General features: G+C 39.3%; 28 protein-coding genes. 11 read left to right on the top strand and 17 right to left on the bottom strand.

The features are described from left to right. Window positions 1-456 precede the first annotated feature (456 nt). Window positions 457-1953 carry a sodium/proline symporter PutP gene (gene putP, locus IEV36_RS00430; RefSeq protein WP_005257163.1) on the top strand — a complete coding sequence of 499 codons (1497 nt, stop codon included), beginning with the start codon at window positions 457-459 and terminating at the stop codon, window positions 1951-1953. Window positions 1954-1997: 44 nt separating this feature from the next. On the opposite strand, the gene IEV36_RS00425 is transcribed toward putP, so the two are convergent. Beyond that, window positions 1998-2489, bottom strand: a complete 492-nt coding sequence (locus IEV36_RS00425; protein ID WP_004771832.1) for an Lrp/AsnC ligand binding domain-containing protein — start codon at window positions 2487-2489, stop codon at window positions 1998-2000. A gap of 120 nt (window positions 2490-2609) precedes the next feature. On the opposite strand from IEV36_RS00425, the gene putA reads away from it, so the two are divergent. The 4 genes from putA (at window position 2610) to IEV36_RS00405 (ending at window position 8606) form a co-directional block, all read left to right on the top strand. Continuing rightward, window positions 2610-6371, top strand: coding sequence for a trifunctional transcriptional regulator/proline dehydrogenase/L-glutamate gamma-semialdehyde dehydrogenase (gene putA / locus IEV36_RS00420; protein ID WP_005257162.1), 3762 nt, complete (start codon window positions 2610-2612; stop codon window positions 6369-6371). Between the two features lie 115 nt (window positions 6372-6486). Continuing rightward, window positions 6487-6960, top strand: coding sequence for a GrpB family protein (locus IEV36_RS00415; protein WP_005257161.1), 474 nt, complete (start codon window positions 6487-6489; stop codon window positions 6958-6960). 83 nt (window positions 6961-7043) lie between these two features. Beyond that, on the top strand, window positions 7044-8129 hold the full coding sequence (gene trmA / locus IEV36_RS00410) for a tRNA (uridine(54)-C5)-methyltransferase TrmA (protein WP_005257160.1): 1086 nt from the start codon (window positions 7044-7046) through the stop codon (window positions 8127-8129). 249 nt (window positions 8130-8378) lie between these two features. Continuing rightward, complete coding sequence (locus IEV36_RS00405) at window positions 8379-8606, top strand: hypothetical protein (RefSeq protein ID WP_004771827.1); 228 nt, start codon at window positions 8379-8381, stop codon at window positions 8604-8606. A gap of 49 nt (window positions 8607-8655) precedes the next feature. Here the strand turns inward: IEV36_RS00405 and IEV36_RS00400 are convergent, their stop codons facing one another. Then, entirely contained in the window at window positions 8656-9393 is a 738-nt protein-coding gene (locus IEV36_RS00400) for a phosphodiester glycosidase family protein (protein WP_005257158.1), read from the bottom strand. A 174-nt stretch (window positions 9394-9567) separates the two neighbouring features. Here IEV36_RS00400 and IEV36_RS00395 point away from each other — a divergent pair, with 174 nt between their 5' ends. Together IEV36_RS00395 and IEV36_RS00390 are read left to right on the top strand one after the other, a co-directional pair. Beyond that, entirely contained in the window at window positions 9568-10101 is a 534-nt protein-coding gene (locus IEV36_RS00395; protein ID WP_005257156.1) for a lecithin retinol acyltransferase family protein, read from the top strand. A gap of 136 nt (window positions 10102-10237) precedes the next feature. After that, entirely contained in the window at window positions 10238-10744 is a 507-nt protein-coding gene (locus IEV36_RS00390; protein WP_005257153.1) for a GNAT family N-acetyltransferase, read from the top strand. Window positions 10745-10834: 90 nt separating this feature from the next. Here IEV36_RS00390 and IEV36_RS00385 read toward each other — a convergent pair whose 3' ends face one another. From IEV36_RS00385 to IEV36_RS00365, 5 genes are all read right to left on the bottom strand, one after another. Then, complete coding sequence (locus tag IEV36_RS00385; RefSeq protein WP_005257152.1) at window positions 10835-11383, bottom strand: hypothetical protein; 549 nt, start codon at window positions 11381-11383, stop codon at window positions 10835-10837. Window positions 11384-11444: 61 nt separating this feature from the next. Beyond that, window positions 11445-11840 (bottom strand): hypothetical protein, encoded by a 396-nt coding sequence (locus IEV36_RS00380; RefSeq protein ID WP_004771820.1) that lies wholly within the window; start codon window positions 11838-11840, stop codon window positions 11445-11447. Window positions 11841-12019: 179 nt separating this feature from the next. Beyond that, a complete protein-coding gene (locus IEV36_RS00375) occupies window positions 12020-13243 on the bottom strand; it encodes a hypothetical protein (protein WP_005257151.1) in 1224 nt (407 codons plus the stop codon). Window positions 13244-13447: 204 nt separating this feature from the next. Further along, window positions 13448-13996: a hypothetical protein gene (locus IEV36_RS00370; RefSeq protein WP_005257150.1), complete on the bottom strand. Its 549-nt coding sequence runs from the start codon at window positions 13994-13996 to the stop codon at window positions 13448-13450. 162 nt (window positions 13997-14158) lie between these two features. After that, window positions 14159-14563, bottom strand: coding sequence for a hypothetical protein (locus tag IEV36_RS00365; protein WP_005257149.1), 405 nt, complete (start codon window positions 14561-14563; stop codon window positions 14159-14161). Window positions 14564-14699: 136 nt separating this feature from the next. Here IEV36_RS00365 and IEV36_RS00360 point away from each other — a divergent pair, with 136 nt between their 5' ends. Further along, window positions 14700-15377, top strand: coding sequence for a LexA family protein (locus IEV36_RS00360; RefSeq protein ID WP_004771815.1), 678 nt, complete (start codon window positions 14700-14702; stop codon window positions 15375-15377). A gap of 134 nt (window positions 15378-15511) precedes the next feature. On the opposite strand, the gene IEV36_RS00355 is transcribed toward IEV36_RS00360, so the two are convergent. Then, window positions 15512-16090: a YceI family protein gene (locus IEV36_RS00355; protein ID WP_005257148.1), complete on the bottom strand. Its 579-nt coding sequence runs from the start codon at window positions 16088-16090 to the stop codon at window positions 15512-15514. A gap of 227 nt (window positions 16091-16317) precedes the next feature. On the opposite strand from IEV36_RS00355, the gene IEV36_RS00350 reads away from it, so the two are divergent. Beyond that, window positions 16318-16728, top strand: coding sequence for an OsmC family protein (locus IEV36_RS00350; RefSeq protein WP_005257147.1), 411 nt, complete (start codon window positions 16318-16320; stop codon window positions 16726-16728). A 9-nt stretch (window positions 16729-16737) separates the two neighbouring features. Here IEV36_RS00350 and IEV36_RS00345 read toward each other — a convergent pair whose 3' ends face one another. From IEV36_RS00345 to tkt, 3 genes are all read right to left on the bottom strand, one after another. After that, window positions 16738-17235 carry a hypothetical protein gene (locus tag IEV36_RS00345; protein WP_005257146.1) on the bottom strand — a complete coding sequence of 166 codons (498 nt, stop codon included), beginning with the start codon at window positions 17233-17235 and terminating at the stop codon, window positions 16738-16740. A gap of 17 nt (window positions 17236-17252) precedes the next feature. Beyond that, the gene (locus IEV36_RS00340) at window positions 17253-17786 is read right to left on the bottom strand and encodes a DUF3916 domain-containing protein (RefSeq protein ID WP_005257145.1); all 534 of its coding nucleotides are present in this window, start codon (window positions 17784-17786) and stop codon (window positions 17253-17255) included. A gap of 69 nt (window positions 17787-17855) precedes the next feature. Continuing rightward, on the bottom strand, window positions 17856-19844 hold the full coding sequence (tkt, locus tag IEV36_RS00335) for a transketolase (protein WP_005257141.1): 1989 nt from the start codon (window positions 19842-19844) through the stop codon (window positions 17856-17858). Window positions 19845-20227: 383 nt separating this feature from the next. On the opposite strand from tkt, the gene metK reads away from it, so the two are divergent. Further along, on the top strand, window positions 20228-21394 hold the full coding sequence (metK, locus tag IEV36_RS00330) for a methionine adenosyltransferase (RefSeq protein WP_004771809.1): 1167 nt from the start codon (window positions 20228-20230) through the stop codon (window positions 21392-21394). Window positions 21395-21451: 57 nt separating this feature from the next. On the opposite strand, the gene IEV36_RS00325 is transcribed toward metK, so the two are convergent. Beyond that, on the bottom strand, window positions 21452-21709 hold the full coding sequence (locus IEV36_RS00325; protein WP_004771808.1) for a hypothetical protein: 258 nt from the start codon (window positions 21707-21709) through the stop codon (window positions 21452-21454). A gap of 244 nt (window positions 21710-21953) precedes the next feature. Here IEV36_RS00325 and IEV36_RS18735 point away from each other — a divergent pair, with 244 nt between their 5' ends. Next, on the top strand, window positions 21954-22139 hold the full coding sequence (locus tag IEV36_RS18735) for a hypothetical protein (RefSeq protein WP_005257139.1): 186 nt from the start codon (window positions 21954-21956) through the stop codon (window positions 22137-22139). 49 nt (window positions 22140-22188) lie between these two features. On the opposite strand, the gene IEV36_RS00320 is transcribed toward IEV36_RS18735, so the two are convergent. From IEV36_RS00320 to IEV36_RS00300, 5 genes are all read right to left on the bottom strand, one after another. After that, window positions 22189-22761: an FxsA family protein gene (locus tag IEV36_RS00320; protein ID WP_005257137.1), complete on the bottom strand. Its 573-nt coding sequence runs from the start codon at window positions 22759-22761 to the stop codon at window positions 22189-22191. A gap of 186 nt (window positions 22762-22947) precedes the next feature. Continuing rightward, window positions 22948-23382 carry a putative hemolysin gene (locus IEV36_RS00315; protein WP_005257134.1) on the bottom strand — a complete coding sequence of 145 codons (435 nt, stop codon included), beginning with the start codon at window positions 23380-23382 and terminating at the stop codon, window positions 22948-22950. Window positions 23383-23510: 128 nt separating this feature from the next. Beyond that, the gene (locus tag IEV36_RS00310; protein ID WP_005257131.1) at window positions 23511-23672 is read right to left on the bottom strand and encodes a hypothetical protein; all 162 of its coding nucleotides are present in this window, start codon (window positions 23670-23672) and stop codon (window positions 23511-23513) included. 173 nt (window positions 23673-23845) lie between these two features. Continuing rightward, complete coding sequence (locus IEV36_RS00305; protein ID WP_005257129.1) at window positions 23846-25264, bottom strand: NAD(P)/FAD-dependent oxidoreductase; 1419 nt, start codon at window positions 25262-25264, stop codon at window positions 23846-23848. 636 nt (window positions 25265-25900) lie between these two features. Continuing rightward, the gene (locus tag IEV36_RS00300; RefSeq protein ID WP_004771800.1) at window positions 25901-26113 is read right to left on the bottom strand and encodes a cold-shock protein; all 213 of its coding nucleotides are present in this window, start codon (window positions 26111-26113) and stop codon (window positions 25901-25903) included. Window positions 26114-26446: the final 333 nt, after the last annotated feature.

The raw sequence follows: 26446 nt of genomic DNA, 5'->3' as shown, positions 1-26446 counted from the left end.
CACCCTTATAGTGCAATGAATTAATATGAAATATTTCAAGCTACTTTTCATTAGCAAAACTGCTTAACCTGATATTTTTTTATTAAGGACTTTCTCTAAAATGTTGCACTTGTAACATCATGTGTCAAAATTTTTGATCACTTTTTAACAGTTAAAATTTAATCTACAACTGTAGTTTTTCTATTTTGTAACTTTTGAAAACATTTAGGTTAAATTTCAATCAAAACAAAAAACTTTTTTGGAGAAAAAAAAGTCACTTTTTTGAATAAAAAAATTAAGATTCATACACTTATTTATTATTACATAAACAATACAAACACAATACATAAAAATAACAGTGTTTTAAAAATCATTCATGCTTGAATCTGTGACCTTATCAATCCCAAGAATAGTCATTCATTTTTTACTATTCAGGTGTGATTGCAAATTATGGATATGTAAGGACAGGCATCCATTATGAATTTTTCGAATCCCACAGTTGTTGTATTCGTGGTCTATATTCTGGCCATGCTTGGCATCGGTTTATACGCCTATTTTTCTACCAAAAATCTTGATGATTATATTCTTGGAGGCCGAAGTCTAGGCAGTTTTGTTACTGCTTTATCCGCAGGCGCATCAGATATGAGTGGCTGGTTACTCATGGGTTTACCAGGGGCCATTTACTTAACTGGATTATCAGAATCGTGGATTGCCATCGGTTTGATTATTGGTGCATGGTTAAACTGGTATCTGGTTGCTGGCCGTTTACGTGTACACACCGAAGTGCAAAATAATGCCCTCACCTTACCAGATTATTTTACTGGTCGCTTCGATGACCAGAAGAAAATCCTACGCGTCACATCTGCATTGATTATTCTTGTATTCTTTGCGATTTATTGTGCTTCTGGCATGGTCGCTGGCGCACGTTTGTTTGAAACATTGTTCCAATTGCCGTATAGCACAGCATTATGGCTCGGTGCATTCGCAACAATCGGTTATGTTTGTATTGGTGGCTTCCTTGCGATCAGCTGGACAGATACCTTCCAAGCAGGCTTAATGATTTTCGCATTATTACTCCTTCCAATCGTGACCTACATGTCTTTAGGCATTGGCATGGAAGAGTTTACTGCCGTTATCGAAAGTGTTCGCCCACATGCATTTGACTTTGCGACCAACTTGAGTGTTGTTGCGATTCTTTCTGCTGCGGCTTGGGGTCTAGGCTATTTTGGTCAACCACACATTCTTGTACGCTTCATGGCTGCTGATTCTGTGAAATCAATTCCAGCGGCTCGCCGTATTGGTATGACCTGGATGATTCTTTGCTTAGCGGGTGCAGTCGGTTCAGGCTTCATCGGTATTGCATACTTCCAGATGCATCCTGAATTTGCAGCAGCAGTAACAGCTAACCCTGAAACTGTGTTCATGGAACTCACTAAAATATTGTTCAACCCTTGGGTTGTGGGTGTGATCCTTGCTGCGATTTTATCTGCAATTATGAGTACATTGAGCTGTCAGTTATTGGTATGTTCAAGTGCGTTAACCGAAGATTTGTACAAGGGCTTTATCCGTAAAAACGCATCTCAAAAAGAACTCGTTTGGATCGGTCGCTCAATGGTTATCGCTGTTGCAATGCTTGCGCTTTTCCTAGCCCAAAACCCTGAAAGTAAGGTACTTGGCTTAGTTGCGTATGCTTGGGCTGGTTTTGGTGCCGCATTCGGTCCATTGATTCTGCTCTCTTTGTTCTGGAAACGCATGACCTTGAACGGCGCATTGGCAGGTATGGTTGTGGGTGCTTTGACGGTCATCCTTTGGAAAAACTTCTTTGGCTACACCGGTATCTACGAGATTATTCCAGGTTTCGTTTTCGCCTTGATCAGTATTGTGGTGGTGAGCTTATTGGGTAAAGCACCAAATGCTGCTGTAACAAGTCGCTTCGAACAAGCTGATGAAATCTATGCACGCGAAATGAAATAATTTTTCTGAAAAAATTTAAGGGGCTTTCGAGCCCCTTTTTTGATTTAAAATTTTGTACGCGATTTAATTTTTATTTTCGAACTGTCTTTCACCACCTGCATCACTGGATAACTACGTGTTTCCTTCACCCCAGGCAGTTGCCATAAAATCTGCCCTGCAATACGACGAAACTCTTCCATACCCGCACTACGCAGTTTAATCAGAAAATCAAAACCACCACTGACCATATGACATTCTACAATTTCGGGATATTGCGTGACTGCGTCAATAAAATCATCCAGCACATGCGGTGTGGTCTTATCAAGCAGTACCTCAACAAAGACTAAAAAATTGGCGTTGAGCTTATTCGGATTGAGTTTTGCCTCATAGCCCAAGATAAACTCATCCTTCGTCAACTTCTGCACACGCGCCATCACCGCAGTTGGTGAAAGGTTCACGAGTTCTGCTAATTTACTGTTAGAAATTCTTCCATCTGCTTGAAGAATATCCAGAATTTTCAGATCGGTTCGATCTAAGGTATAAATAGGGCCATTCAACTGAATTTTCCTCTAAAAAATAAGCAAATTATAGTGAGTTACTCGGGATTTATTCTGTAATGATAAATTATCTAAACCTCTCTGCTCAATATATTTTAGAGATTGTTATTGGAATTTAGCATGAATACATTGGATACTCCCGCACAAATGGATACAGCTCACGCAGACGGTTATATTACCGAATTTAAAGAAAAAAGTGAGTTTGAGCAACGCATCAATACGGCATGGCGCCGTGCAGAGCCTGAAGCAGTCGCTGTACTTGCTGAAGCAGCCAACATCTCTCCTGAACTTGACCATAAAATTTATGAGCTTGCATTTAGCTTAGCGCACAACTTACGTGAGCGTAAAAGTTCAGCGGGTAAAGCTGGTATCGTTCAAGGTTTACTTCAAGAATTCTCACTTTCTTCACAAGAAGGTGTTGCACTCATGTGTTTGGCTGAAGCATTGCTTCGTATTCCAGATACAGCAACACGTGATTTATTGATTCGCGACAAAATCAACCAAGGCAACTGGAAAGAACACGTTGGTCAAAGTAACCTGATGTTCGTCAATGCCGCTGCTTGGGGTCTAATGTTAACTGGTAAGTTAATGGAAACACCAAAGCAAACCAGTTTATCAAGTGTTTTAACTGGTCTATTGGCACGCAGTGGTCGCGGTATTATCCGTAAAGCCGTTGACGTTGCAATGCGTATGATGGGCGAGCAATTCGTGACTGGCGAAACCATTGGTGAAGCGCTTGAACATGCTAAACCATTTGAGCACAAAGGTTTCCGCTACTCATACGACATGTTGGGTGAAGCTGCCCTAACTGAACATGATGCTGAGCGTTATTACAACGACTACACTCAAGCAATCCATGCTATTGGTAAAGCATCGAATGGTCGTGGTGTCTATGACGGCCCGGGTATCTCAATCAAGCTTTCTGCATTGCACCCACGTTATCAACGTGCGCAAATCGACCGTGTTCATCATGAACTTTACAACAAGGTTTTTGAACTCGCATGCTTGGCAAAACAATACGATATCGGTTTAAACATCGATGCTGAAGAATCTGAACGTCTGGAAATTTCACTCGAATTGCTTGAACGCCTATGTTTCGAACCAAAACTTTCGGATTGGAAAGGCATTGGTTTCGTTATTCAAGCTTACCAAAAACGTTGTTTCTACGTTGTAGATTATATCGTTGATCTTGCAAAACGCAGCAACAAACGTCTGATGATTCGTTTGGTGAAAGGTGCGTATTGGGACAGCGAAATCAAGAAAGCACAGATTGATGGTATGACTGACTACCCTGTGTTTACCCGTAAAGTTCACACGGATTTGTCCTACATTGCGTGTGCGAAAAAATTACTTGCTGCACCAGATCAAGTGTATCCGCAGTTTGCGACACACAACGCGCAATCACTTGCAACGATTTACAATCTGGCAGATCCAAGCAAATATTACCCAGGTCAATACGAATTCCAATGCTTGCACGGTATGGGTGAGCCATTGTACGAGCAAGTGGTAGGTTCTAAAGAAGACAATAAACTTGGTGTTCCATGTCGTGTTTACGCACCTGTAGGTAACCATGAAACATTATTGGCTTACTTGGTTCGTCGTTTACTTGAAAATGGTGCCAATACTTCATTCGTTAACCGTATTGCAGATAAGACTCTAAAAGTTGAAGACCTCATTCAGTCTCCAATCAAAGACATCGAGACTTCAGCGAAAGATGAAGGCCAGCTTGGTTTAAAACACCCTGCAATTCCACTTCCGCATGATCTTTATCCATTACGTCCAAACTCAAGTGGTTTTGATCTCAATAACGATCAACCATTAGCGGATTTGGATGCGACTGCACAAAAGCTACGCAGCCAGATTTGGAAAAGTGCACCATTACTTGGTTTTGAATCAACGGTTCACGAGCAAAGTAATGCACTTGCAATTACAAACCCTGCACAAAACAGCGAAGTTGTGGGTTATGTTAACGAAGCAACCAGCGCTGATGTACAACTGGCATTAGAAGCTGCAGTACAAGCTGAACAAAGCTGGGCTGCAACCGATAAAGTTGAACGTGCTGCTTGCTTAAAGCGTGCGGCTGACTTAATGGAAGCTCGTATTCAGGAGCTTATGGTTTTACTTTGCCGCGAAAGTGGTAAAACCTATGCCAATGCGATTGCAGAAGTTCGTGAAGCGGTCGATTTCCTACGTTACTACGCAACTCAAATTGAGAACCTGCCTGCCAATGCACAAGTGAAGCCATTAGGTACTGTATTGTGTATTAGCCCATGGAACTTCCCTCTTGCGATTTTCTCTGGTCAGATTGCAGCGGCATTAGTGAGCGGTAACTGTGTTATTGCAAAACCGGCTGAACAGACGCCATTGATTGCAGCACAAGCCGTACAAATGCTTTGGGAAGCTGGCGTGCCACACGGCGTTGTCCAACTTCTTCCAGGTCGCGGTGAAACTGTAGGTGCTCAATTGAGCCAAGATGACCGTATCCAGGGCATCATGTTCACGGGTTCGACTGAAGTTGCAAAAATCTTGCAAAAGACTGTCGCAAAACGTTTATCTCCAAATGGTCAACCAATTCCGTTAATCGCGGAAACAGGTGGTCAGAATGCGATGATCGTCGATTCTTCTGCACTCACTGAACAAGTGGTTCTCGATGTTGTCAGTTCTGCATTCGACAGTGCTGGTCAACGTTGTTCTGCACTTCGTATCTTATGTGTACAAGAAGACAGCGCTGCAACCGTTATCAAAATGCTGAAAGGTGCAATGCAACAGTTGATCGTAGGTAACCCAGCGATCTTAAAAACTGACATTGGTCCTGTCATCGATACTGAAGCGAAACAAACCATCGATACGCACATTCAAAAGATGAAATCTAAGGGTTACCCTGTTCATCAATTGATGTTTAACGATGCTGCAAGCCAACAGGCACTTGCACAAGGTACTTTTGTTCCGCCAACAGCAATCGAATTACCAAACCTTGATGACCTTGAGCGTGAAGTATTTGGTCCTGTACTCCACATCATCACGTATAAATACGGTGAGCTTGAGCAGTTGATCGATCGTATCAATGCAAAAGGTTACGGCTTGACCATGGGTCTACATACCCGTATCGATGAAACCATTAATACGGTGATTCAACGTGCGGAAGTGGGTAACTTATATATCAACCGTAATATCGTCGGTGCAGTGGTAGGCGTACAACCATTTGGTGGTGAAGGCTTGTCTGGTACTGGTCCGAAAGCTGGTGGTCCACTTTATATGTACCGCTTGATGGAACATTGTTCAGAGAAAGTATTGGCGACCCCATTTGCGGTGAAAGCTGAAATCTCTAACTTTGATGCGGTATCAAATGTTGCTTACCAAAGCTTGATGGCTTGGGCAAAACAACACATGGCTCAAGCAGTACCTACAATTCCAGCATTTGGTGTAGGTAAATTCTACGAGTTGCAAGGTCCGACTGGCGAAAGTAACCAGTACATTATCCTGCCTCGTCATCGTGTGCTTTCAATTGCCAATGATGATGCAAGTCAGCTTCAACAATTGCTTGCGATTTTCGCAGTAAGCAGTACAGCGGCTGTGTTGAAAGACAATGCATTCTTGGTGAAACACAAAGCGTCTTTACCAAAAGATGTTTTAGATGCGATCACTGTCATCTCAAGTGTTGAAAAAGATGCCTTTGATGCCGTGCTTCATCATGGTTCTGTTGAACAGTTACAAGATTTGCAAACTAAAGTTGCTGCCCGTTCAGGCGCAATTGTTGGAATTACTCAGCTTCAAGCCAATGAGCAAATTCCATTAGAACGTCTTGTGATTGAACGCGCAATCAGCGTGAATACAGCAGCAGCTGGTGGTAACGCAAGCTTGATGACCTTATCTGAAGACTAATATTCTCCTTTCCGAGAGATGCTGAATCTCTCAATGACCCGAATCATGTTTACATGGTTCGGGTTTTTTATTATTTTGAAGTACATAATATCAAGAATAAAATGAGACGCTTTTAATGCAGTTCTTTTTGTCCACAGAATATCAGCCGAATTGCGCTCGGCTTTTCGAAGATTATAAAAACAAGATCGAGCAGCTTATCCCTTTTGCCGTGATTGAACATATCGGTTCCTCAGCTATACCCAATGCGATTTCAAAAGGTGATTTAGATATTTATATCGAAGTATCAGCAAAAGATCTTGTGCTGACCATTGAACAGCTTAATTTTAAGGAAAAACTTGATACTTTACGCACACAAGAGCTGTGTATGCTTGAATCCTCGGAACATGATGTCGCATTGCAAATCGTTGTGAGTGGCTCAGAATTTAAAAACTTTCTCACCTTCCGAGATCAATTGCGACATCATCCAGACCTAGTCCAGCAATACAATCAGCTCAAACAAAGATGTTCAGGTTTCTCACCACAACAATATCGTGAGCTTAAATCGATATTTATTGAAAATGTTCTAAATCAGGAACCATCTTACAAATAAGCAAATTTGATAATTTCCCTGCACCTTGTAGCACTTTTTTTGATACCATTCCTGTTTAGATTTCACCTATAGTTTTCTTGTTTATGACCATCTCTTACCAGCAGCAACTTCAAGAGAAAGTTGAACGAATCACCGTACAGTTTGCTCCGTTCAATCCACCAGCTTTAGAAGTGTTTCAATCACCAGAACAACATTTCCGTATGCGTGCCGAATTTCGTATCTGGCATACAGAAGACGATATGTTCTATGCCATGTTTGAACGTGCTGAAGATGGTAAGCAAAAAGACGTTGTTCGTGTGGATGAGTTTCCTATCGCGGATCAAAGCATTAATGACTTGATGCCTCGTCTGTTAGAAGAATTAAAAGCAGTCCCTATTTTATCGCAACGTATTTTTGAAGCGGACTTTCTTGCTACATTAAGCGGAGAAATGCTGGTTACGCTGATTTATCATCGTAAACTGGATGAAGAATGGGAAACAGCGGCTAAAGCGTTAGCAGAAAAGCTGAATATTAAAATTATGGGCCGTAGCCGTGGTCAAAAAGTTATTATTGGCGAAGACTATGTGGTTGAACAGTTGAATGTTCATGGCCGTACTTTTAAATACAAACAAATTGAAAGTAGTTTTACCCAGCCGAATGCAAAAGTCTGTCAACATATGTTGGAATGGGCTTGTGATGCAGCACAAGGATCTCAAAAAGATCTTTTAGAATTGTATTGTGGTAACGGCAACTTTACCCTGCCATTGTCTTTGAAGTTTAAACGTGTCCTTGCCACTGAGCTGGCAAAATCTTCGGTTTATGCAGCGCAATGGAATATTGAACAAAACCAGATTGAAAATATTCAGGTTGCACGTTTATCTGCGGAAGAATTTACTCAGGCTTATCAGGGCGAACGTGAATTTAGACGCTTGCAAGAAGCCAATATCAACATTCAAAGCTATGACTTTGACACGGTTTTCGTCGATCCGCCACGTGCAGGAATTGATGATGAAACGTTAAAACTTCTACAAGGATTCGAGCGTATTCTCTATATTTCATGCAATCCAAATACCTTACATGACAACCTCAACACACTGACCCAAACCCATCGAATTGTGAAGTTCGCAATGTTCGATCAGTTCCCTTTTACTCATCATGTTGAGTCAGGCGTTTTACTTGAAAAGATTTAAACAAATTATTTCAACGTAACAATAATTAATAAAGGGTTTCAATAACCCTTTATTTTTGCTCAAAGTATATTGATAAAAAAGTGATAATTTTCAAAGGTCAAGTCATCATACCGTCATAATTTCGTTTGAGATAAGAAGAGTTATCGAAAAAATTGAGGTTCAACTGCTGCTTTTATCACTTAAGCTGACTTGTATTTTATTTTAAAGTGGCTATATTTCGAGCTATGTTAGGTTGTAAATGAAGGCTCTATGAGTTTTTGGCAAAAATTGTTCAATGCAGACGAACAATATAACGAACACAAGAATCAAACTTCTTGCGTTGAAAACGATTGTTCTTGCAAAACCAATGAACAGCTACTCGACGCTTTAGTCAAAGCAACAGATGAAGATGTCATTAAAGGCATTAAGAAAGTACTGATTTCTCGAGGCTACAGCCGCAAAGAATTACTTGCGCTGATCAAACCTCCGATCCAATAAGAAACAAGCTTGGCCTAACCTCTTTACATCAGGAGGTTAGGCTCGAGTCTCAATGACACCCCGCTTTTTCCACCACTTCCGCAACGATTGGACCTAAATTAAAGGCTTTATCGTGACGTTTATTTTGCGTTAAATATAAACTCGAAATTGAACCATCCAGATACAGTGCATTATCCACTTTTAGTTGTTGCTTAAAAAATTGGGCAAATTGATAAAAACTTACCCGCTGCTGCGAAATCACAAAGTAAAGCTGATTATCTTTAACCCCGACACCATTTCTGATCTTTAAAGAATTTGAATCAGGAATGAACTGGCGATTGATCTTGCCCTTATAGAGCAGCATCGGCCCGGATTGTGTTGCAAATTTAGCATTAAAACCACTCTCCTTATAATCAGCCGTTGTTTTGATTATTGCACGCTGCTCATTCCACGCGACCACACCATTCGGTTGCATAAAGAAATTACCAAAACCTTTCGCCTGATTTAATTTTGTCGCTTCTTTGCCCTGCTCGATATATAAACCCACGGGCTGAAAATCGGCATGATACATACCACCATTCATGGCAAAACTTAATTGTTTGCAAGCTGGCAATTCTTTCTGAATATTGGAGAACTTCTGATAATAACGTCCCGTATTGGGATTTTTTAAAAATAATTTTAGCTGGCTTAAATGTTCAACTTGAATCACATCATAGTTCACCTTATCAACGGTGATTGTTTGATGTTGCATCGCATAAGCCATTGGCATAAAAGCAAAGGTACAGATTGCTAACCACCATTTTTTCATCATTCATATTTCTTAAAGTAAACTCCTTACTCAATTTTCCCATAACTTTTTATAGGGAGAAAACAGCAGATACAATCCAGACACATATTCCTTGGGTTGAGCTAAGAAATAGACTCGATTGGTTCACTGTTTTTGAGTAAAATAAGGAAGTAAATACAATAATCTTGTATCAACATGCAGCACAAACATCAACATTTCTCCCTTGGCGCGCATCTGATCGTCAAACACTTTGGTTATAGCCATCACGGGATCTATGCGGGTCGCGGTCGAGTCATTCATTATTCTGGTTTTGCTCATATTTTTAAAAAGCATCCGATCGAAATGACTTCAATCCAGCGTTTCGCACGTGGCAAACCGATCTATACGCGACATTACCCTTCTCCGCGCTATAAAGCTAAAGCGGTGGTACGGCGTATGCGCTCACGCATGCATGAAAATCACTATCATTTAATTATCAATAACTGTGAACACTTATGTACCTGGGCGATTACGGGTGTTGAATCCAGTACTCAGGTTGAACGAATGCAACGCCGCTTAGCCACGATAGGTTATGTCAGCTCAATCATGAGTTATATGAATGGCTTGATGCTAACAGTTGCGACCGCCTGCTTCGCGATTGTGCTTTACATTAAAATGATGCTACGTCGACAGGCCAAGAAATCGATTCCCGCTTATTTACATCTCAAAGAAAAACATTCTAAAAAATAAAAACGATTTTTGAAACATTGTAGGTATAGTACTTTATTGATTTTTAAATATTCCCTTTAAGCTATCTTGTAGCAATTATCAATTCAGTTCAAATAAAGCTGAAGATTTTTGGTACTAAAATCAGCAAGAGATCATAATGAATATATCTATTCGAAATGAACAACCATCTGACGTTCCCAATATTTTTAAACTCACTCAAGCGGCTTTTAAAGATATAGAATATTCGAGTCATACAGAGCAATTTATTGTCAATGCTTTACGCGACTCTCAACAATTGACCGTATCGCTAGTCGCTGAGTATGAAGGCCAAATCATTGGACATATTGCGTTTTCCCCTGTTTCTATCTCGGATGGAACAACTGACTGGTACGGATTAGGGCCTGTTTCTGTACAACCTGAATTTCAAAATCAAGGGGTTGGCTCTCAGCTAATCCATGCGGGTTTAGATAAGCTGAAAACATTAAAGGCTGCTGGCTGTGTATTACTGGGCGATCCTGAATATTATGCTCGCTTCGGCTTTAAAGCGAAGCCAGAACTTGTTTTACTAGGTGTTCCCGCAGAATATTTCCAGACACTTTCTTTCACAGAAAAAATGCCTCACGGCGATGTGGTTTATGCAGAAGCATTTAATGCGACCGCATAATAGCTTTAGCGCTCAGCCTTAGTTAAAGCTGAGCGCTCATAGATGATGGTAGAATTTTAAAGTGAATACATTCACATTCAACGCAGTCATTTAATGACAAACAAGCTCCTCAGAAGCCTCTAAAGCCTTTTCAAAGATTTCAGCATAGCCTGCGATGAGTTCAGCTTTATCTGTTCCATTGACAATGTAACGTGCGCCTACATAATCCTTTTTATGTTGATTGATGTAGTCAGAAAGTCTTTTACCTGTAAACATACCCTTTTTCATGCCAACGATCATGACCCGTGCCGCGATGTCAGCCTGTAAAGCAAGTTTTGGATTTTTGACTAAATCAATTTTTAGGTAATCACCCATACGCTTATAGTTGGACAACCATGTCAGCTGCACATAGCCATATCCGATATAAGGATAATATTGTTTTGACTTCAGATATTTTTCAGAACCGTACTCAATGACAGGTTGCATGGTTTTCGCTGTTTCATGCCAAGCCGTTGCCAAAATATAGGCCGCTTGCGCCAGACTCAACTCCTGATGTTCCTCTAAAACAGAAACAAGAAAATTAATTCCATCCACTTGAGCCTGATTAAGTTTTCCAAAAGCTTCACGTAAAATATCGAAACCGTTTTGAATTATTGTCATGATTTTTTCCTTATAAAAATAAAAAAACCGCCCTGAGGCGGTAGTTGATTGAATTGTATTGTTAGAATTTGTCTTTAAAGTCTTTCACTTCTCTTGCAACGTCTAGAATCGTTGAATCCTCTCTTGCATTGATATAGTTAAAAGTCCAGCGAATGAGTGCCCACACAGGTAAGCCGCAAAGGAAATACAAGCCACCAAGGGCGAATGCGCCAAACATATTCTTACTCCAGTCTTGCAAGTCAAAATGCTGAATCACAAAACCACCGCCAGCAATACTGCCGACCGAAGTAGAAATTAATGAAACCACCCACTCCCGCCTAGATTTTGGCAACCGTGTCATCACAACAACAATCCAGGCCAAAAGCATGAAGCTTAGCGCCATCAAGACAATAAAAAACACACCATAGGATTTTATTGCGGCTGCAATATCTGCACCCGCTGAAACGAGATCTACCATTTTCCTCCTCCAAAAAGAAAAGCCCTGAGAAATACAGGGCATTATTTAAATACGATAATTTTATAAAGCAGCCGACTTATTCTTATTGAAGTCATCACTCTTGTTATTCACTCCCTATCACATCAAATGTTTTATCTATAAAAAAACCTCCCGTGTGGGAGGCCAACTCATTTAATAAATCACAGTGGAGAAAGCGGCAAATGCGGCGAATGATAAAAAGGTAAATAATGACCTGTTCTCATTCGCTTAGGCGAAACCTTGTATTTATGCACTGAGTCATAAGTTTTTGCATTGTTTGTATTTACAGCACAGACCTCTTCTCCAATTGCTGCATATGCTTCTCTTAAATCAAAATCCAGTTGAGTCAGCCCATCCAGTGCAATGACTTGATAAAATTCTGGTAATTCCAATCCATGACTTGAAACCCAACTCCCGACCAGTTTTTCATCGATATAAACATTCATGGAATGCTTTCCCGTAATTTCAAAAGTGACAACTGGATTTAAAGAAGGCTCATCTTGCATAAAGGTGACGTTATCCATGCTGCCATAATCCCCTAATATCACCGTGAACTTCTCGTCTACAAACAAACTGTAAATAACAAATCCCTGTTTCACCTGATCAGCAATCCACTTTTTTTCGGGTTGATGCGCAAGTCCGACAATCATAAAAGCATGATGTGGTGCATTTGAGTTGCTCAACGAAAATTTACCCTGACATGCCTGAAAATAGGCAGATAAAAATGGCGCATTGGTCAGTTGATTGGCCCATCCCAACTGGATAAATACATTTGAAAGGTCATAAGGCAACTCAGTGGCTTCCAGCAACACATGATCAAAATTCTTATCTAACTGATAGGTCTGTGCGTGAACGGTCTTATCATTGATTTTGAGCAACTGTACAGCGTTTTCTGTTACCCGAATCACCAAATTCTCGATTTTATTAAAATCATTCAGGGTGATCGGCAGCGATATACTACTGAACATCGCAACTCGTTTACCCTCGATACTGAGCGTGACATGGTCATGATCATTCTTAAAAAGAATCAGGGTCTCAGCCTGCTCACCAATCATAATTTTATAGTCACGATCTGCCTGTAGAGGCTCGATCATTCCTTGCATGTTTGCAGGACGGAATGCAGTCATATCTGGTATAAACTTGGCCTCCGTCACAATAAGCATATTTCGTGACTCAATTAACTGATAATCATCATAAGTCAATGTGGGCTCCTGCATATCATTAATAACATTTAATGAACCTAGATACGGGTTAGATTCCATCAAGGTCACACCAACCGCATCTGGCGTCATTTTCATGCTAGATGGGACAATATCGGCAGGAGAAAAATGTGTTACGCCTTGATCTAAATACGGAATATTATTTGTATTGTTGATACTATTCATCTTCAATCACCTCAAATTCTTTATAAATTTCAAACCTTTTTCAGGTTTTAGATATAAAAAAACTCGGTCTCCATTACGGTACCGAGTTTTCTTTAGGCAACAAAAAAGCCCATCTGTTGATGAGCTTTTCAGTTTTGTCATATTTAATCTTTAATACGACCAGTATAGTAAAACTATAGCGTGCTTTCCGAAATAATGGAATCCTTAGTTATGCATATTTTTGTAAGTGTTTTTTCGATATTGCTCAATTACAATTTCAGCTTCTTCAATTGCTGCTTCAAGTGTTTTAACCATCAGATTTTCATAGGCTTTCCAAGTTTTTCTATAGCTCTCTACATTGATCTGATGACGATGAATTCCTGCATAAGCCATACGTCCTTTCGCAGTGTAATTTTCTTCCAGATCGGGGTCTAAAACGAAGTCTAAAACCATTCTGGCCACTAACCAGGCCAAGTGATACATTGCAATGCGTTCTGGTTCACGCTTCTTATCCCTTACGGCCTGTTCAATAAAAATATCAGCCAAATGCTGACGAACATATTCATAATCACTGGCGGTTTTATTTTCAAATACAATTAGCGCAGTTACAGACTTCGCCAACTGTGTATCCATCGCAGCGATTGCACCCAGACGATCCTGATAGTTTAAACGCTCACCTGTACCACGCACATAGTGATCAAATCCTGAAGAACGTACATTTAAACCGTGTGTTAACCACTCAAATTTTTCAAACTTAGTCACCATTGCATTCATCTTTTCACCTCATCTCATTATTTATTTTTCTGGCGTGATCTATGTTGTCCTTAAAGTGATAGATCTTCTGCCAATTTGAATCATCATTTTCATGCTTGCTTCCGCATCCAATGACTTTATTTACTGCATAACGCAGCCCTACTTAACTTTTGAATATGTGCTTTAAAGATATTTTTCTCCTTGCTCCACACGGTGGATAGCATGCTTAATTTCTTCAAATCGAGCCTTGCTACACGGTCGGGTAAAGCTCTTGATTTGAGAAATATAACTATGCGCGCAACCGAGAACTTCGACCAAAGCTTTAGCTCGCCCCTTATGTTCATTAAGCCAACTGCTAAGCATTGTGATTTGTTGTTCGGTTGCCTGATTTTCGATACGCTTTTGTTTTTTTAATTGTTTCTGCTCATCTTCTAGTCGCATCGCTTTTAGTTTTTTGCTGTATTCCACTCTTCGCGCTTGAAATTTACTTTGAATCGTCGTGATTGCATTGCCTTTTGCCAGCCAAGCTTCAATTTCAGCATTTAAGTTTTGTTTGATATGCATGTTTGGGTTAATTGCCTTACTCATACTCTACCTCCAACATTGAAATTTAAATAACACACCCATAATATTAGCAAACTAATATTAAATCAATAAGAATACTAATTTGACTTCACATTAGTTTGCTAATATTCTGAATTCAATGAATTTGAGGTCGATTGAAATGCTAAAAGATAGGCTCAAAGAAGCTAGAAAAAGAGCGAAGAAGTCTCAAAAAGATGTGGTTGCAGCTGTGGGGATTACTCAATCCGCTTTAAGTCAACTAGAAACAGGATTGGTCAGTTCATCCTCTCATCTACCCTCTATTGCCAAATTTTTAGGTGTGGATGCTTATTGGCTACAAACAGGCGAAGGTCAGGCTGAACTAGATCCAACACAATCTGAACATTCTATTAATATTTCGCCTGTTCAGGCCAAGATGGCACCTGTCTTGTCATGGGTACAAGCAGGTATTTTTACCAATGTACAATCTGTTGATATGACTCAAGTTGAAGAATGGCTCCCGCTGCCCGATGATTGTGATGAATGCTTTTACCTTAAAGTTCAAGGCTTAAGTAATTATCCAGTATTTCATGAAGGCGATTATATTCTGGTTGATCCAACAGTCCAGTATAGTGATATGCAGTCAGGTGACATGATTGTGGTCAGAAAACATGAAGATGCAACCTTCAAGAAACTGGTGATCGAAACCGATAATTCAAGATATTTACAGGCGCTGAATCCAGAATTTAAACCTAATATTATTCCCTTAGATGAAGAATGTATTTTCGTTGGTGAAGTGGTCGATTCAATTCGTTATATTTATCAATCTAAACGTCGTTCCAAGATAAAGCACAGTTAAACGTAACGATTTCTCATAAAAAATTAGTATTCTGATAATAATAAAATATTAGTATATTAATAAAATATGAATAATAAGCAAATAAAAAAGCCCGAATGAGCTGATCATTCAGGCTTTTTTGTTAAATTCCGATATTACTTTGCAGCAGTTGCTTCAGTTGTAATATTTACAGTGATCTTATCACCCACGTTAGGCACATAGTTGCCGATACCAAATGCTGAACGGTTAAAACTAGTGGTCGCATTAAAGCCAATTGCAGGTACTTTTGCCATTGGGTGCTCACCTTGTTTATTAAGCACAGCATCTAATACCACAGGCTTAGTCACACCTTTAACAGTCAAATCACCTGTAATTTTAAAGTGCTTTTTGTCTTTGGTTTCTACTTTGGTACTTTTGAAAGTAATGTTTGGATATTTTGCAACATTAAACCATGCTTCTTCCTGAAATTCTTTGTCTAAAGCAGGAACATTGGTATTTACGCTGCTTAAAGGGATAGTCACTTCAACTGATGAATTTGCAGGTTTTGCATTATCAACCTTGATCACACCCTGGATGTCAGTGAAGTTTGCACTTGGGGTAGAAAAACCAAAGTGATTCCAGCTGAATACAGTCGCTGTATGCGTTGGGTCAATTTTATAGTCTACAGGCGCTGCCAAAGTTACTGAACTTGCTAACGCGACTGCTAAACCGAGGCTTAATGTTTTAAATTGCATTTTTCGTATCCTTGTTTGATATAGCCATTAGTGTATAGATCAAGTATTTTTATTCACTAGTCTTTATAAAACGATATGTTTCATCCATGCAACAATAAAAGCGTTACAGTTGTTATTTAAAACGCCTATTATAAGACCATTCGCTACTCGACAATTGATCTGAGAAATAACATGATCAATTGATAAATTTAGATTTAAATTCTTAAAGATAAACAACAAGGTAGAATATGACTCATACAGTTCAAGCTCAAAATACTTCAACGCCTTATCGTGTTACGCTTACAGACGCTTCTGGTCATAGCTGGTATGCAGATGAACCTACAGACAAAGGTGGGCAAGATACCGCGCCAAATCCAGTTCAGCTGTTACTTTCCGCTTTAGGTGCGTGCACAACCATTACCTTAGAAATGTATGCCAACCATAAGGGCATCAAGCTTGAGCATGTTCAGGTTGATTTAGCACTGAATCCGAATGGGGAGCCTGAGTCAGGTCAAAATAATATTGAACGTAAAATTATCTTAAAAGGTGAATTTACTGAAGAGCAGCACAAACGTTTGTTAAAAGTCGCAGAAAGCTGCCCGATTCATAAATTATTGACTTCAAATATTTCGATTCAGACAGACTTAACTGTTGAATAGATAGTTTTATTAAATTTCAATCAAATCTGTATACCATACTAATGATTCACCCATAGAAGCTTCTATTGCTGAATTTACTATTTCGATGAATTCAGCAGGAATAAATGAATATAAATTTTCACCATCAAAATGAATCCAAAATTCAGGTGGTGGAGTATCGCAACCGTCGATAAAGCCACCTGTTTCACCCTCACCCAAACTATCAAACATGGTTAAATAAACATTGAAAGCTAAAATTTTGCCTTCTAATTTTAATGATGATTTATTTATATCTAGCTTAAGTCTATTTTGAATTACTTTATCAAAATAGGAATGTAATCGAGAAGAATAGTTATCAACACTCTTTTTATGCTCCTTTATCTTTGAACTTTCGTGGAGAAAACGAATCAAAAAATCATATTCAGCATGTTGCCAAAATCTTTTATCTACGTTCAAATTAAAAAAGTATAAAGATTTGACCTTATTTAATATTTCATCAAAAGCATGAAGTTCGAACTCCTTTCTCATCACAATACCTCAGTCTTTCAAGTTTCAATAAAGTACCACTGATCAGCTCTATAATTATCTGCTTCATCCATTGGATCAATATAATGAATAAGTATTCCTCGCTCCTTGATTTTCTCAGGAACGTCCAATCCCCATCTCCGAGATAAGCTCATGTCATCCGCTAAAAGATATTGAGGATCGTAATATTCTGCTGACAAAGTATGGGAGTTAAAATAATCTTCATCTAGATACAAACAAATTTCGCTAGCAAACATATCAGGCTGAATAATGACACATACGACTTTACAGAATTTCATACCAACAGGTTTTGCCTCAATTAAATACTGACATGCATTAATTAGATACTGGGCACACTGTGCCTTTATTTCTTGTTGAGCATGCGTTCCCTGAACTAAATTCATAGCTACAGGTATTTTCCAATTATAATATCGTTCTTCATACCCATCTAAATCAGGGAAACACCCTTTAAAACTTTCACTCCAATACTTAAGATTTCTTAATTTACGTGGAATTCCCCGTTCTTTTTTATTTGATAATGCAAACCTTCTCATTTTATATTCCATTTAATCACATAAAAAAAGCGCCCTATTCAGGACGCTTTTTTATACCACTTAATTCAATTAAGCAGTCAATTCTTTAACCGCAGCAACAACCGCTTCAGTGGTAATACCGAAGAATTGGAACAAGTCTTTTGCTGGTGCAGATTCGCCATAAGTCGTCATACCGATCACTTTGCCGTCTAAACCAACAAACTTCCACCAGTAATCCACATGAGCCGCTTCAACTGCTACGCGTGCACGAATATGTGCAGGCAATACCGCTTCACGATATGCAGCATCTTGCTTCATGAACTCTTCAGCACATGGCATAGACACAACACGCACACCTTCAAGTTGTGCGTATGCTTCCATTGCCAATGAAACTTCTGAACCAGTCGCGATAATGATTGCTTTTAACTCGCCTTTTTCTTCAGCAAGCACATAACCACCTTTTGCAACGTTTTGAATTTGAGCTTCATTACGTGCTTGGAATGGTAAGTTTTGACGAGAGAAAATTAACGCTGATGGACCATCTTTACGTTGAAGTGCAGATTTCCAAGAAACCGCTGCTTCAACTGTGTCACATGGGCGCCATGTATTTAAGTTTGGCGTACCGCGTAATGATGCAATTTGTTCAATTGGTTGATGCGTAGGACCATCTTCACCCAAACCGATCGAGTCATGTGTATAAACATGAATCACACGTTGCTTCATCAATGCAGACATACGCACGGCATTACGCGCATATTCCATAAACATCAAGAATGTTGCAACGTAAGGAACGAAACCACCATGTAAAGCCACACCATTCGCAATTGCAGTCATACCGAATTCACGAACACCGTAATACACGTAGTTGCCCGCTGGATTTTCCTGTACGCCTTGGCAACCTTTCCAAAGTGTTAGGTTAGAACCCGCCAAGTCAGCAGAACCACCTAATAATTCAGGAAGTAATGGACCAAATGCTTGTAATGTATTTTGGCTTGCTTTACGTGTCGCAATAGTTTCAGCTTTAGCATTGGTTTCAGCAATGAAAGCATCTGCTTGTGCTGCAAACTCAGCTGGCAAATCACCATTGATACGGCGTAATAATTCTGCTGCTTCAGTTGGATATTTTGCTTGGTATTGAGCAAACAATTCATTCCATGCTGCTTCAGATGTTTGACCTTTTGCTTTTGCATCCCAAGCTGCATATACATCTTCAGGAATAACAAATGAATCTTCTTTCCAGCCTAATGCTTCACGGGTTAAAACGATTTCGTCTTTACCCAATGGTGCGCCGTGGCAATCTTCTTTACCTTGTTTGTTTGGTGAACCTAGACCAATAATCGTTTTACAGATAATGATCGTTGGTTTATTGGTTTCAGCTTTTGCTTCAAGAGTTGCTTGGCGAATTGCAGCAGCATCATGACCATCTATATGAAGAACTTGCCAACCGTATGCATTGAAACGTTGTTCAGTATCATCACTGAACCAACCTTCCACTTCACCATCAATCGAGATACCGTTGTCATCGTAGTATGCGATCAACTTACCAAGACCTAAAGTCCCCGCAAGTGAACATACTTCGTGAGAAATACCTTCCATTAAGCAGCCATCGCCAAGGAAGCAGTAAGTGAAGTGATCAACAACGTTTAAATCGTCTTTGTTGAACTGTGCAGCCAAAGTTTTTTCAGCAAGTGCGAAACCAACTGCATTGGCAATCCCCTGACCTAATGGACCAGTTGTTGTTTCAATACCAGGTGCATAACCATATTCAGGGTGACCTGGTGTTTTAGAATGTAATTGACGGAACTGTTTTAAATCTTCAATAGATAAATCATAACCAGTCAAATGCAATAACGCATATTGCAACATAGAGCCATGACCATTTGACAATACGAAGCGATCACGGTTCGTCCATTGCGGGTTGGTCGGGTTATGATTTAAAAATTCACGCCAAACCACGTCAGCGATATCTGCCATCCCCATTGGTGCACCTGGATGCCCTGAGTTTGCTTGTTGCACAGCATCCATTGCCAAGACACGAATTGCATTTGCAATACGACGTTCATTTAAAGGGGTTGTCATAAGTCAGAATCCGATTAAATCAAATAAGATGAGAGAAGATGAGAAACCATCTTTCAAAAACTGCCACTATTGTCTTAAAAAAACGCCAATGGGTAAAGTCCAATAGACGATATTTCTTGTTTTTCACGCAATCATTTAGCATTAAGTGTGTAAATGTTCATACGATAGGCAGTACCAGCAATATCAAGTAAAAAATTTAAGCAGCAAATTACAGATTTATTCATATAAAAAACACTAAATATCAATTTCCCTGATACTCATATCAATAAAAACATCATGAAAATGAAATAAATTCACGCTTTTTAGTCAGCTTGTGCTAGTCCTATGCGCCAAGTCGATGTAACATACTCTGTCTTTTTGAAAATACCAATGATAGGACGTTCATGCGCGAGTATGCTGTTTTTACTTCAGAATCTGTAAGCGAAGGTCATCCAGATAAAATGGCTGACCAAATTAGCGATGCAATTTTAGATGCAATCCTAAGAGAAGACCCGTATGCGCGTGTCGCTTGTGAAACATTAGTAAAAACAGGTGCGGTTGTTCTTGCTGGTGAAATCACAACGACAGCAAATGTGGACTTTGAAGCGATTGTACGTCAAACCGTAAATGGAATTGGTTATCACCATTCTGACTTAGGTTTCGATGGTTCAACTTGTGCCGTGATCAACATGATCGGTAAGCAGTCTCCTGAGATTGCACAAGGTGTCGATCGTCAAAAGCCAGAAGATCAAGGTGCAGGTGACCAAGGTCTCATGTTCGGTTACGCAAGCCGTGAAACTGATGTGTTGATGCCTGCTCCAATCTCTTACGCTCACCGTTTAATGGAGCGTCAAGCAGAATTACGTCGTTCAGGTGCTTTACCGTGGTTACGTCCAGATGCGAAAAGCCAGGTAACGTTTGCTTATGAAAATGGCAAACCGGTTCGTTTAGATGCTGTTGTTTTATCAACTCAACATGATCCTGAAATTTCTCAAATTCAGTTAAAAGAAGCTGTCATTGAAGAAATCGTTAAACCGATCATCCCTGCTGAAATGTTCCATGCAGGCACTAAATTCCATATTAACCCAACAGGTATGTTCGTCATTGGCGGTCCTGTAGGTGACTGTGGTTTAACAGGTCGTAAAATTATTGTAGATACTTACGGCGGTATGGCTCGTCACGGTGGTGGTGCTTTCTCTGGTAAAGATCCATCGAAAGTTGACCGTTCAGCTGCTTATGCTGGCCGTTATGTTGCGAAAAATATTGTTGCAGCTGGTTTAGCAGATAAATGTGAAATTCAGGTGAGTTATGCAATCGGTGTTGCTGAACCAACTTCAATTTCAATCAACACTTTTAACACAGGTAAAGTATCAGACGAGTTAATTGTTCAACTTGTACGTGAACACTTTGACTTACGTCCATACGGCATTACCCGTATGCTAAATCTGATTCAACCAATGTATAAGCAAACAGCAGCTTATGGTCACTTTGGCCGTGAAGGTTCTGACTCTGCCTTTACTTGGGAAAAAACAGATAAAGTAGATATCCTGAAAGATGCAGCTGGACTCTAATCCACGGCTCTTCAATAAAAAAGCTCGCAATTGCGAGCTTTTTTATAACCCCAATCATTATTTATTCGAATTGGTATTATCCTGTTTGAACATCTCCAGCAGCGAATTGCTTTGAACTGGTTGATCTTCTTGATGATGCTGACTATATAAATGTGCAAGTTTAATGACCACCACCACTGCTAGGCAGGCAGCAACACAAAACATCCACAAGCCATAAGGGCTGCGAATATGCTGAGAACCGCAATAAGGGCACTCTTTATCTGTTGATGCGACGACCTTGTCACAACATGCACAATGATATTGATATAACATCATTAACACCTCCTCTCTTTATTTTTTTATTTTCTTTTTACAACAAATACTCATATGTCACACTTTTATCCTATGAGAAAAAAAACCATAATTCAATCACGTTTTCTGACCTATGCATTCAAATTAACAAATTTTTATGACAATTTGATTAGAATCTTAATTTTAAGAAAATCATTAAGTTCTTAATATTATTTTGATCTTTCATGTTATTTGTTAAAATAACGTTTTGCAAATTGTGGAAGAGATGATGGCCCAATTGATTAATAAAGGTGGATTTCGCGAACGCGCCAACCGTAGTCGCAAGTACAAACAGTCAGAAAATGAAATCACTACCCTGCAACCTAGCCAATATCAACCACAGCCTAAAGAAACAGAGACTTCTACGAATTCCGAATCACACCCCGATCATTCCATCCAAAAAGATCAAACATAAAAAAAGCACACTCAATAAGGTGTGCTTTTTTTACAAAATATGAATCTAATCAATTCACATCTTTAAATTCAATTTTCTTCTGATCAGGTTTTACTTCACGTGCTTCACCATCAATAATGGTTGAGTCACGATACTGACCACCACCTTGTTGTTGATTTTGCATATCTTGCATCTGGCGCATCAGGTCAGCAAACGGGTTCTGCCCTCCAGCACCACCACCCATGTTGCCCATACCGCCCATCATCTTATCCATCATGGCTTGCTGACGTTTTGCCATGGTTTTCATCAAGGCATTGCGGAACGCCGTTTGAACAGATGGAATCAACACCAATACCGCCAATACATCCGAAATTAGACCAGGAATCATCAGTAAGAAACCTGCCATCGCAAGCGCCAGCTTCTTGATCACAGCTGGATCTCCACCCAACTGACCTGTCATCTGCATTTGCTGTAATTGCGGCATAATCGTTGAAGCACTTGAACGCAGCAGGTTTAAACCAATAAAGAATGCGATAATGAACCAGAAAAAGACATACCACATACTTCCAACGAGGTCACCCACGCCAATCCAGACTAAAACCTCGGCAATTGTGCCAAATACCACGATAAGAAGTAGATTCATGTCAAATCTCTAAAATTAAAACCTTGTGCAATATTGAACAATCAATCCTGACACAACAAATAAAATAAACTCAATACCCTTAATGATGGGTACATTTTAAAATTTATCAAGTCTTATAAAATAGCTTGTATAAAAAAACTCCCAACTAAATCAAATCTAATTGGGAGCTTAGATATTTTTTAAAGATTAGCCACAAGTTGCTTGAGTAATCTTCTTAGACTGAGGATCGATCGTTACAGTCACACGATTCTCACGATAGTCCATGGTCACTGGCTGATTTGGACCTACACTACGTACAATTTCAGATTTAGTTTTTTGCTTGATTTGCGCTTCTGTTAAGCCAGACTGTCCAACCAATTTAGCGGCTTCATCAGCGATACATTTAGGTTGACTCGCGCGGAAAAGTTCCCATTCTTCAACCACTTGACCATTTGGTAATTTACAATAACCGACCTGACCATTGGTTTCATTACGGATTTCTAACTGTCCACCTTGGTCTACACAGTATTTACTTGCTGGGTTAGGCATACCAATTTTTGGTGGAGTTGTGTCTTTATTTGGTGTTGCTGAACACGCTGCAAGTGAAGTAAGTACCACACCTAAAAGTAAGATCTTTTTCATAGTTTGAATTCTGATAAAGTGAAAAAGCAAAGATAACAAAATAACTTAACTTTTTATGTCAATGATTTGAAACAAGAGGCTATTTTTCTATTTATATGATCCAAATGTATTCAATACTTAACTCATGACTATTGAATAATCACGTACTCTAATCGGATCGCCTGATCCACTAAATAATGCTCTTTGATAATATAAAAATGAGGTCGCGTGTTAATCCACTCATCCATTGCCAGAATTGCTTCTGTATAACCAGTGAGTGCAGAAAAATCTTTGACTTGTATGATATCCATGAGCTGATCTCTTTTTTATTAAGCCTAGCACACTCAGCCCATTTTACTAAAGAATAAAATATAGCCAGATTCATCAACAGATTTTTATACAGCCATGATCTATTTCCTTCCCCTCCCAATATAAAAAGTGCCTCTACATAAGAGGCACTTTTAGGGACAAGATAGATCGATATTTAGAAAGAGACCATTTTTCCAGGATTCAGCATACCCGTAACGCCGTACCAACCTTTTGACATTGGAATCGCAAGCGGTGCCAGCAGACGTCCAAATAAAATATCACTGTGCTGGATCTTGGTTAACATTGCATAATCTGTATTTAAACCAGAAAAATCATCTGCAATCGCTTTACCAATACGAACCGTTTGTGCCACACCATGACCACTCCAGCCATGTACCGCATATATTGGATATTTTTCTCCAAATTTTCGGTTATCCGTTGCGCCGTTCATGGTCAGATCACTGACTCCGCTCCAACAGAAATCCATTTCCACATTTTTTAACTGTGGAAATACTTTATTTGCCCGACCGAGCAAATATTGGTTGATACGACCTACACTCCAGCTTGTACCCGTTCCTTGCCCACCGAACAATAAACGGTTTTTCGAAACGCCACGATAATAGTCAATCTGCAGCTGCGTATCATAGACAGGATGATCCTGTGGCAATAATTCAGTTAAAGGAACCTCCAAAGGTGCGGTTACCGCAATGTAGGTATGGAATGGAATCGCTGTCTGCTTCTTTTCGGGCAGCAATTTAAAAGCATTGTGATGCACGGCAATAACGACACTTTTACGTGCTTTAATGGTGCCTGTCTTGGTTTTGACATAGATACCATCCGCCCGTTCAGAAATAGACAATACCTCTGTCTGCTCAAAAACTTGACCACCGTTTTTACAAAAGCCATGTACCAAAGCACGATTTAAAGCCAATGGCTGGATATGACCACCTAAATCATCAACCAGTCCACCTTTATAAAGGTCAGATTTAATTAATTCCTTAAGCTCATATTCGCCCATAACCTTGGTATTGTTTTCACCTAAATACTTTCTCACATCTGCGCCTTGCGTCAGTGCAATGAGATGCCCTTCATGCACAGCAGCGGTAATGTGCCCACGCTTACGTGCCAATTCAACATCATATTTTTCACTGATCTGATCAATTAATGACATCGCTTCGGTAGAGGTAAAATGCCAAAGCTTTTTAGCATCTTCATAACTAAAACGCTTAATCATTTCCTCAGCTTCCCAACGTGCAAGCCCAGGTGTGAGCTGTCCACCATTTCGACCTGAGGCAGAAGAACCAATACGATTTTTCTCAACCAGAATCGTATCTACACCCTGTTCAGATAAATGCAAAGCCGCGGAAGCGCCCAGTAACCCACCGCCAATGACCACGACATCACACACCTGATCCGAATCGAATGCATCAAAGGTATGCCAATCTTCCAAAGCGCTTTCATAATAATTGGCTGGATGCTCAAATTTTCCATGCTTAGGATTCACCCAACTCCACTCATTCGAATTTTGATATGCCTTACTTTCTTTAAAGACAACATCATCTAAATGGGCTGGTTTTTTTATACCGTTAGACATTTGGAATTCACCTAAAAATAAATTTTCTTACTAAATAATGAGACAAGCTTAGCCGCAAAATAATGATTAATAAAACCAGAATCTTTCAATAATATTGATAGGTATTGAATAAGTATAATTTTAAGTGAATCGTTAAAACCTTAAATTTTATCGCTGGTTAGCTATTCGGCGTAAAATGAAGCATAAGGAAAAATTATAAAAAAGATGGCTGACAAAATAGCTCAGCAAAACTAAGCAAACCAGATTTGTCTGGATATTAAAAAAGCACCCGAAGGTGCTTTTCTCTCTATAGGCTGGTTGCAAGCAATACCACAAAACTAAATAACAACGTGCCTAAAGATCTTTTACAATGTACATGAACTTCATGCTCAAACCCTTGAGCATATGACTCCAAGTTTTCCATAACTTTACCGCTCATTAAATGTACTGCACTTATTAATTTGCCTAACAAATTAACAAAATAAAATTAGCAAAAAGTCGTAGATATGGCTAGCACAAATTTTGCACAAAAAAGTTGATTTATGACAAAAATAGTCGCTTCACTCAAAATAATTAAATATTTAATTTAAAGAAATGCAAAAGCAGCGATACAAAAAAAGCCCACTAAGGTGAGCTTTTTTCAATTATTTCTTAGTCCTAAGGAACAACGGTAATACCCGTTGCCTGTGGTCCTTTTTTGCCATCAGTAATTGTAAATGTTACGCGTTGGCCTTCATGGAGAACTTTAAACCCGTTGCTTTGGATTTCACTGAAGTGAGCAAAAACGTCCTGTCCAGAATCAGCATGAATGAAGCCAAAACCTTTAGTTTCGTTGAACCATTTCACTGTACCAGTCACAGTATTAGACATATATTTAACCTATTTAATAAATTTGGGGATGCTTAGCAGCAAGTAACTTGGAATCATAAACTCTGAGATTAGATCTGATAAAACGAAAGGTTTATCTAAACTATGAAATGCAAGATTTACTGAATCAACAGCGTTATTCTTCTAGTTGTAATTTACTATACACGAGTTTACTTTTTAGGCGCAATGAATATTTCTTGATCGTATACAGATGTCCTTATTTGACGATCGGTACACCAACCACCTCTTGCTACTCTTATGATTTTTCCAATAATTTTCAATTAATTATTATTCAGGTTTAATTTAAAAGTCATCAGCTCAGATAATGATATAAAT

It is taken from the genome of Acinetobacter vivianii, assembly GCF_014635885.1.
Lineage (GTDB): Bacteria > Pseudomonadota > Gammaproteobacteria > Pseudomonadales > Moraxellaceae > Acinetobacter > Acinetobacter vivianii.
The sequence above is the reverse complement of the archived record's forward strand: the minus strand, read 5'-3'. Positions and strand labels throughout refer to the sequence as shown.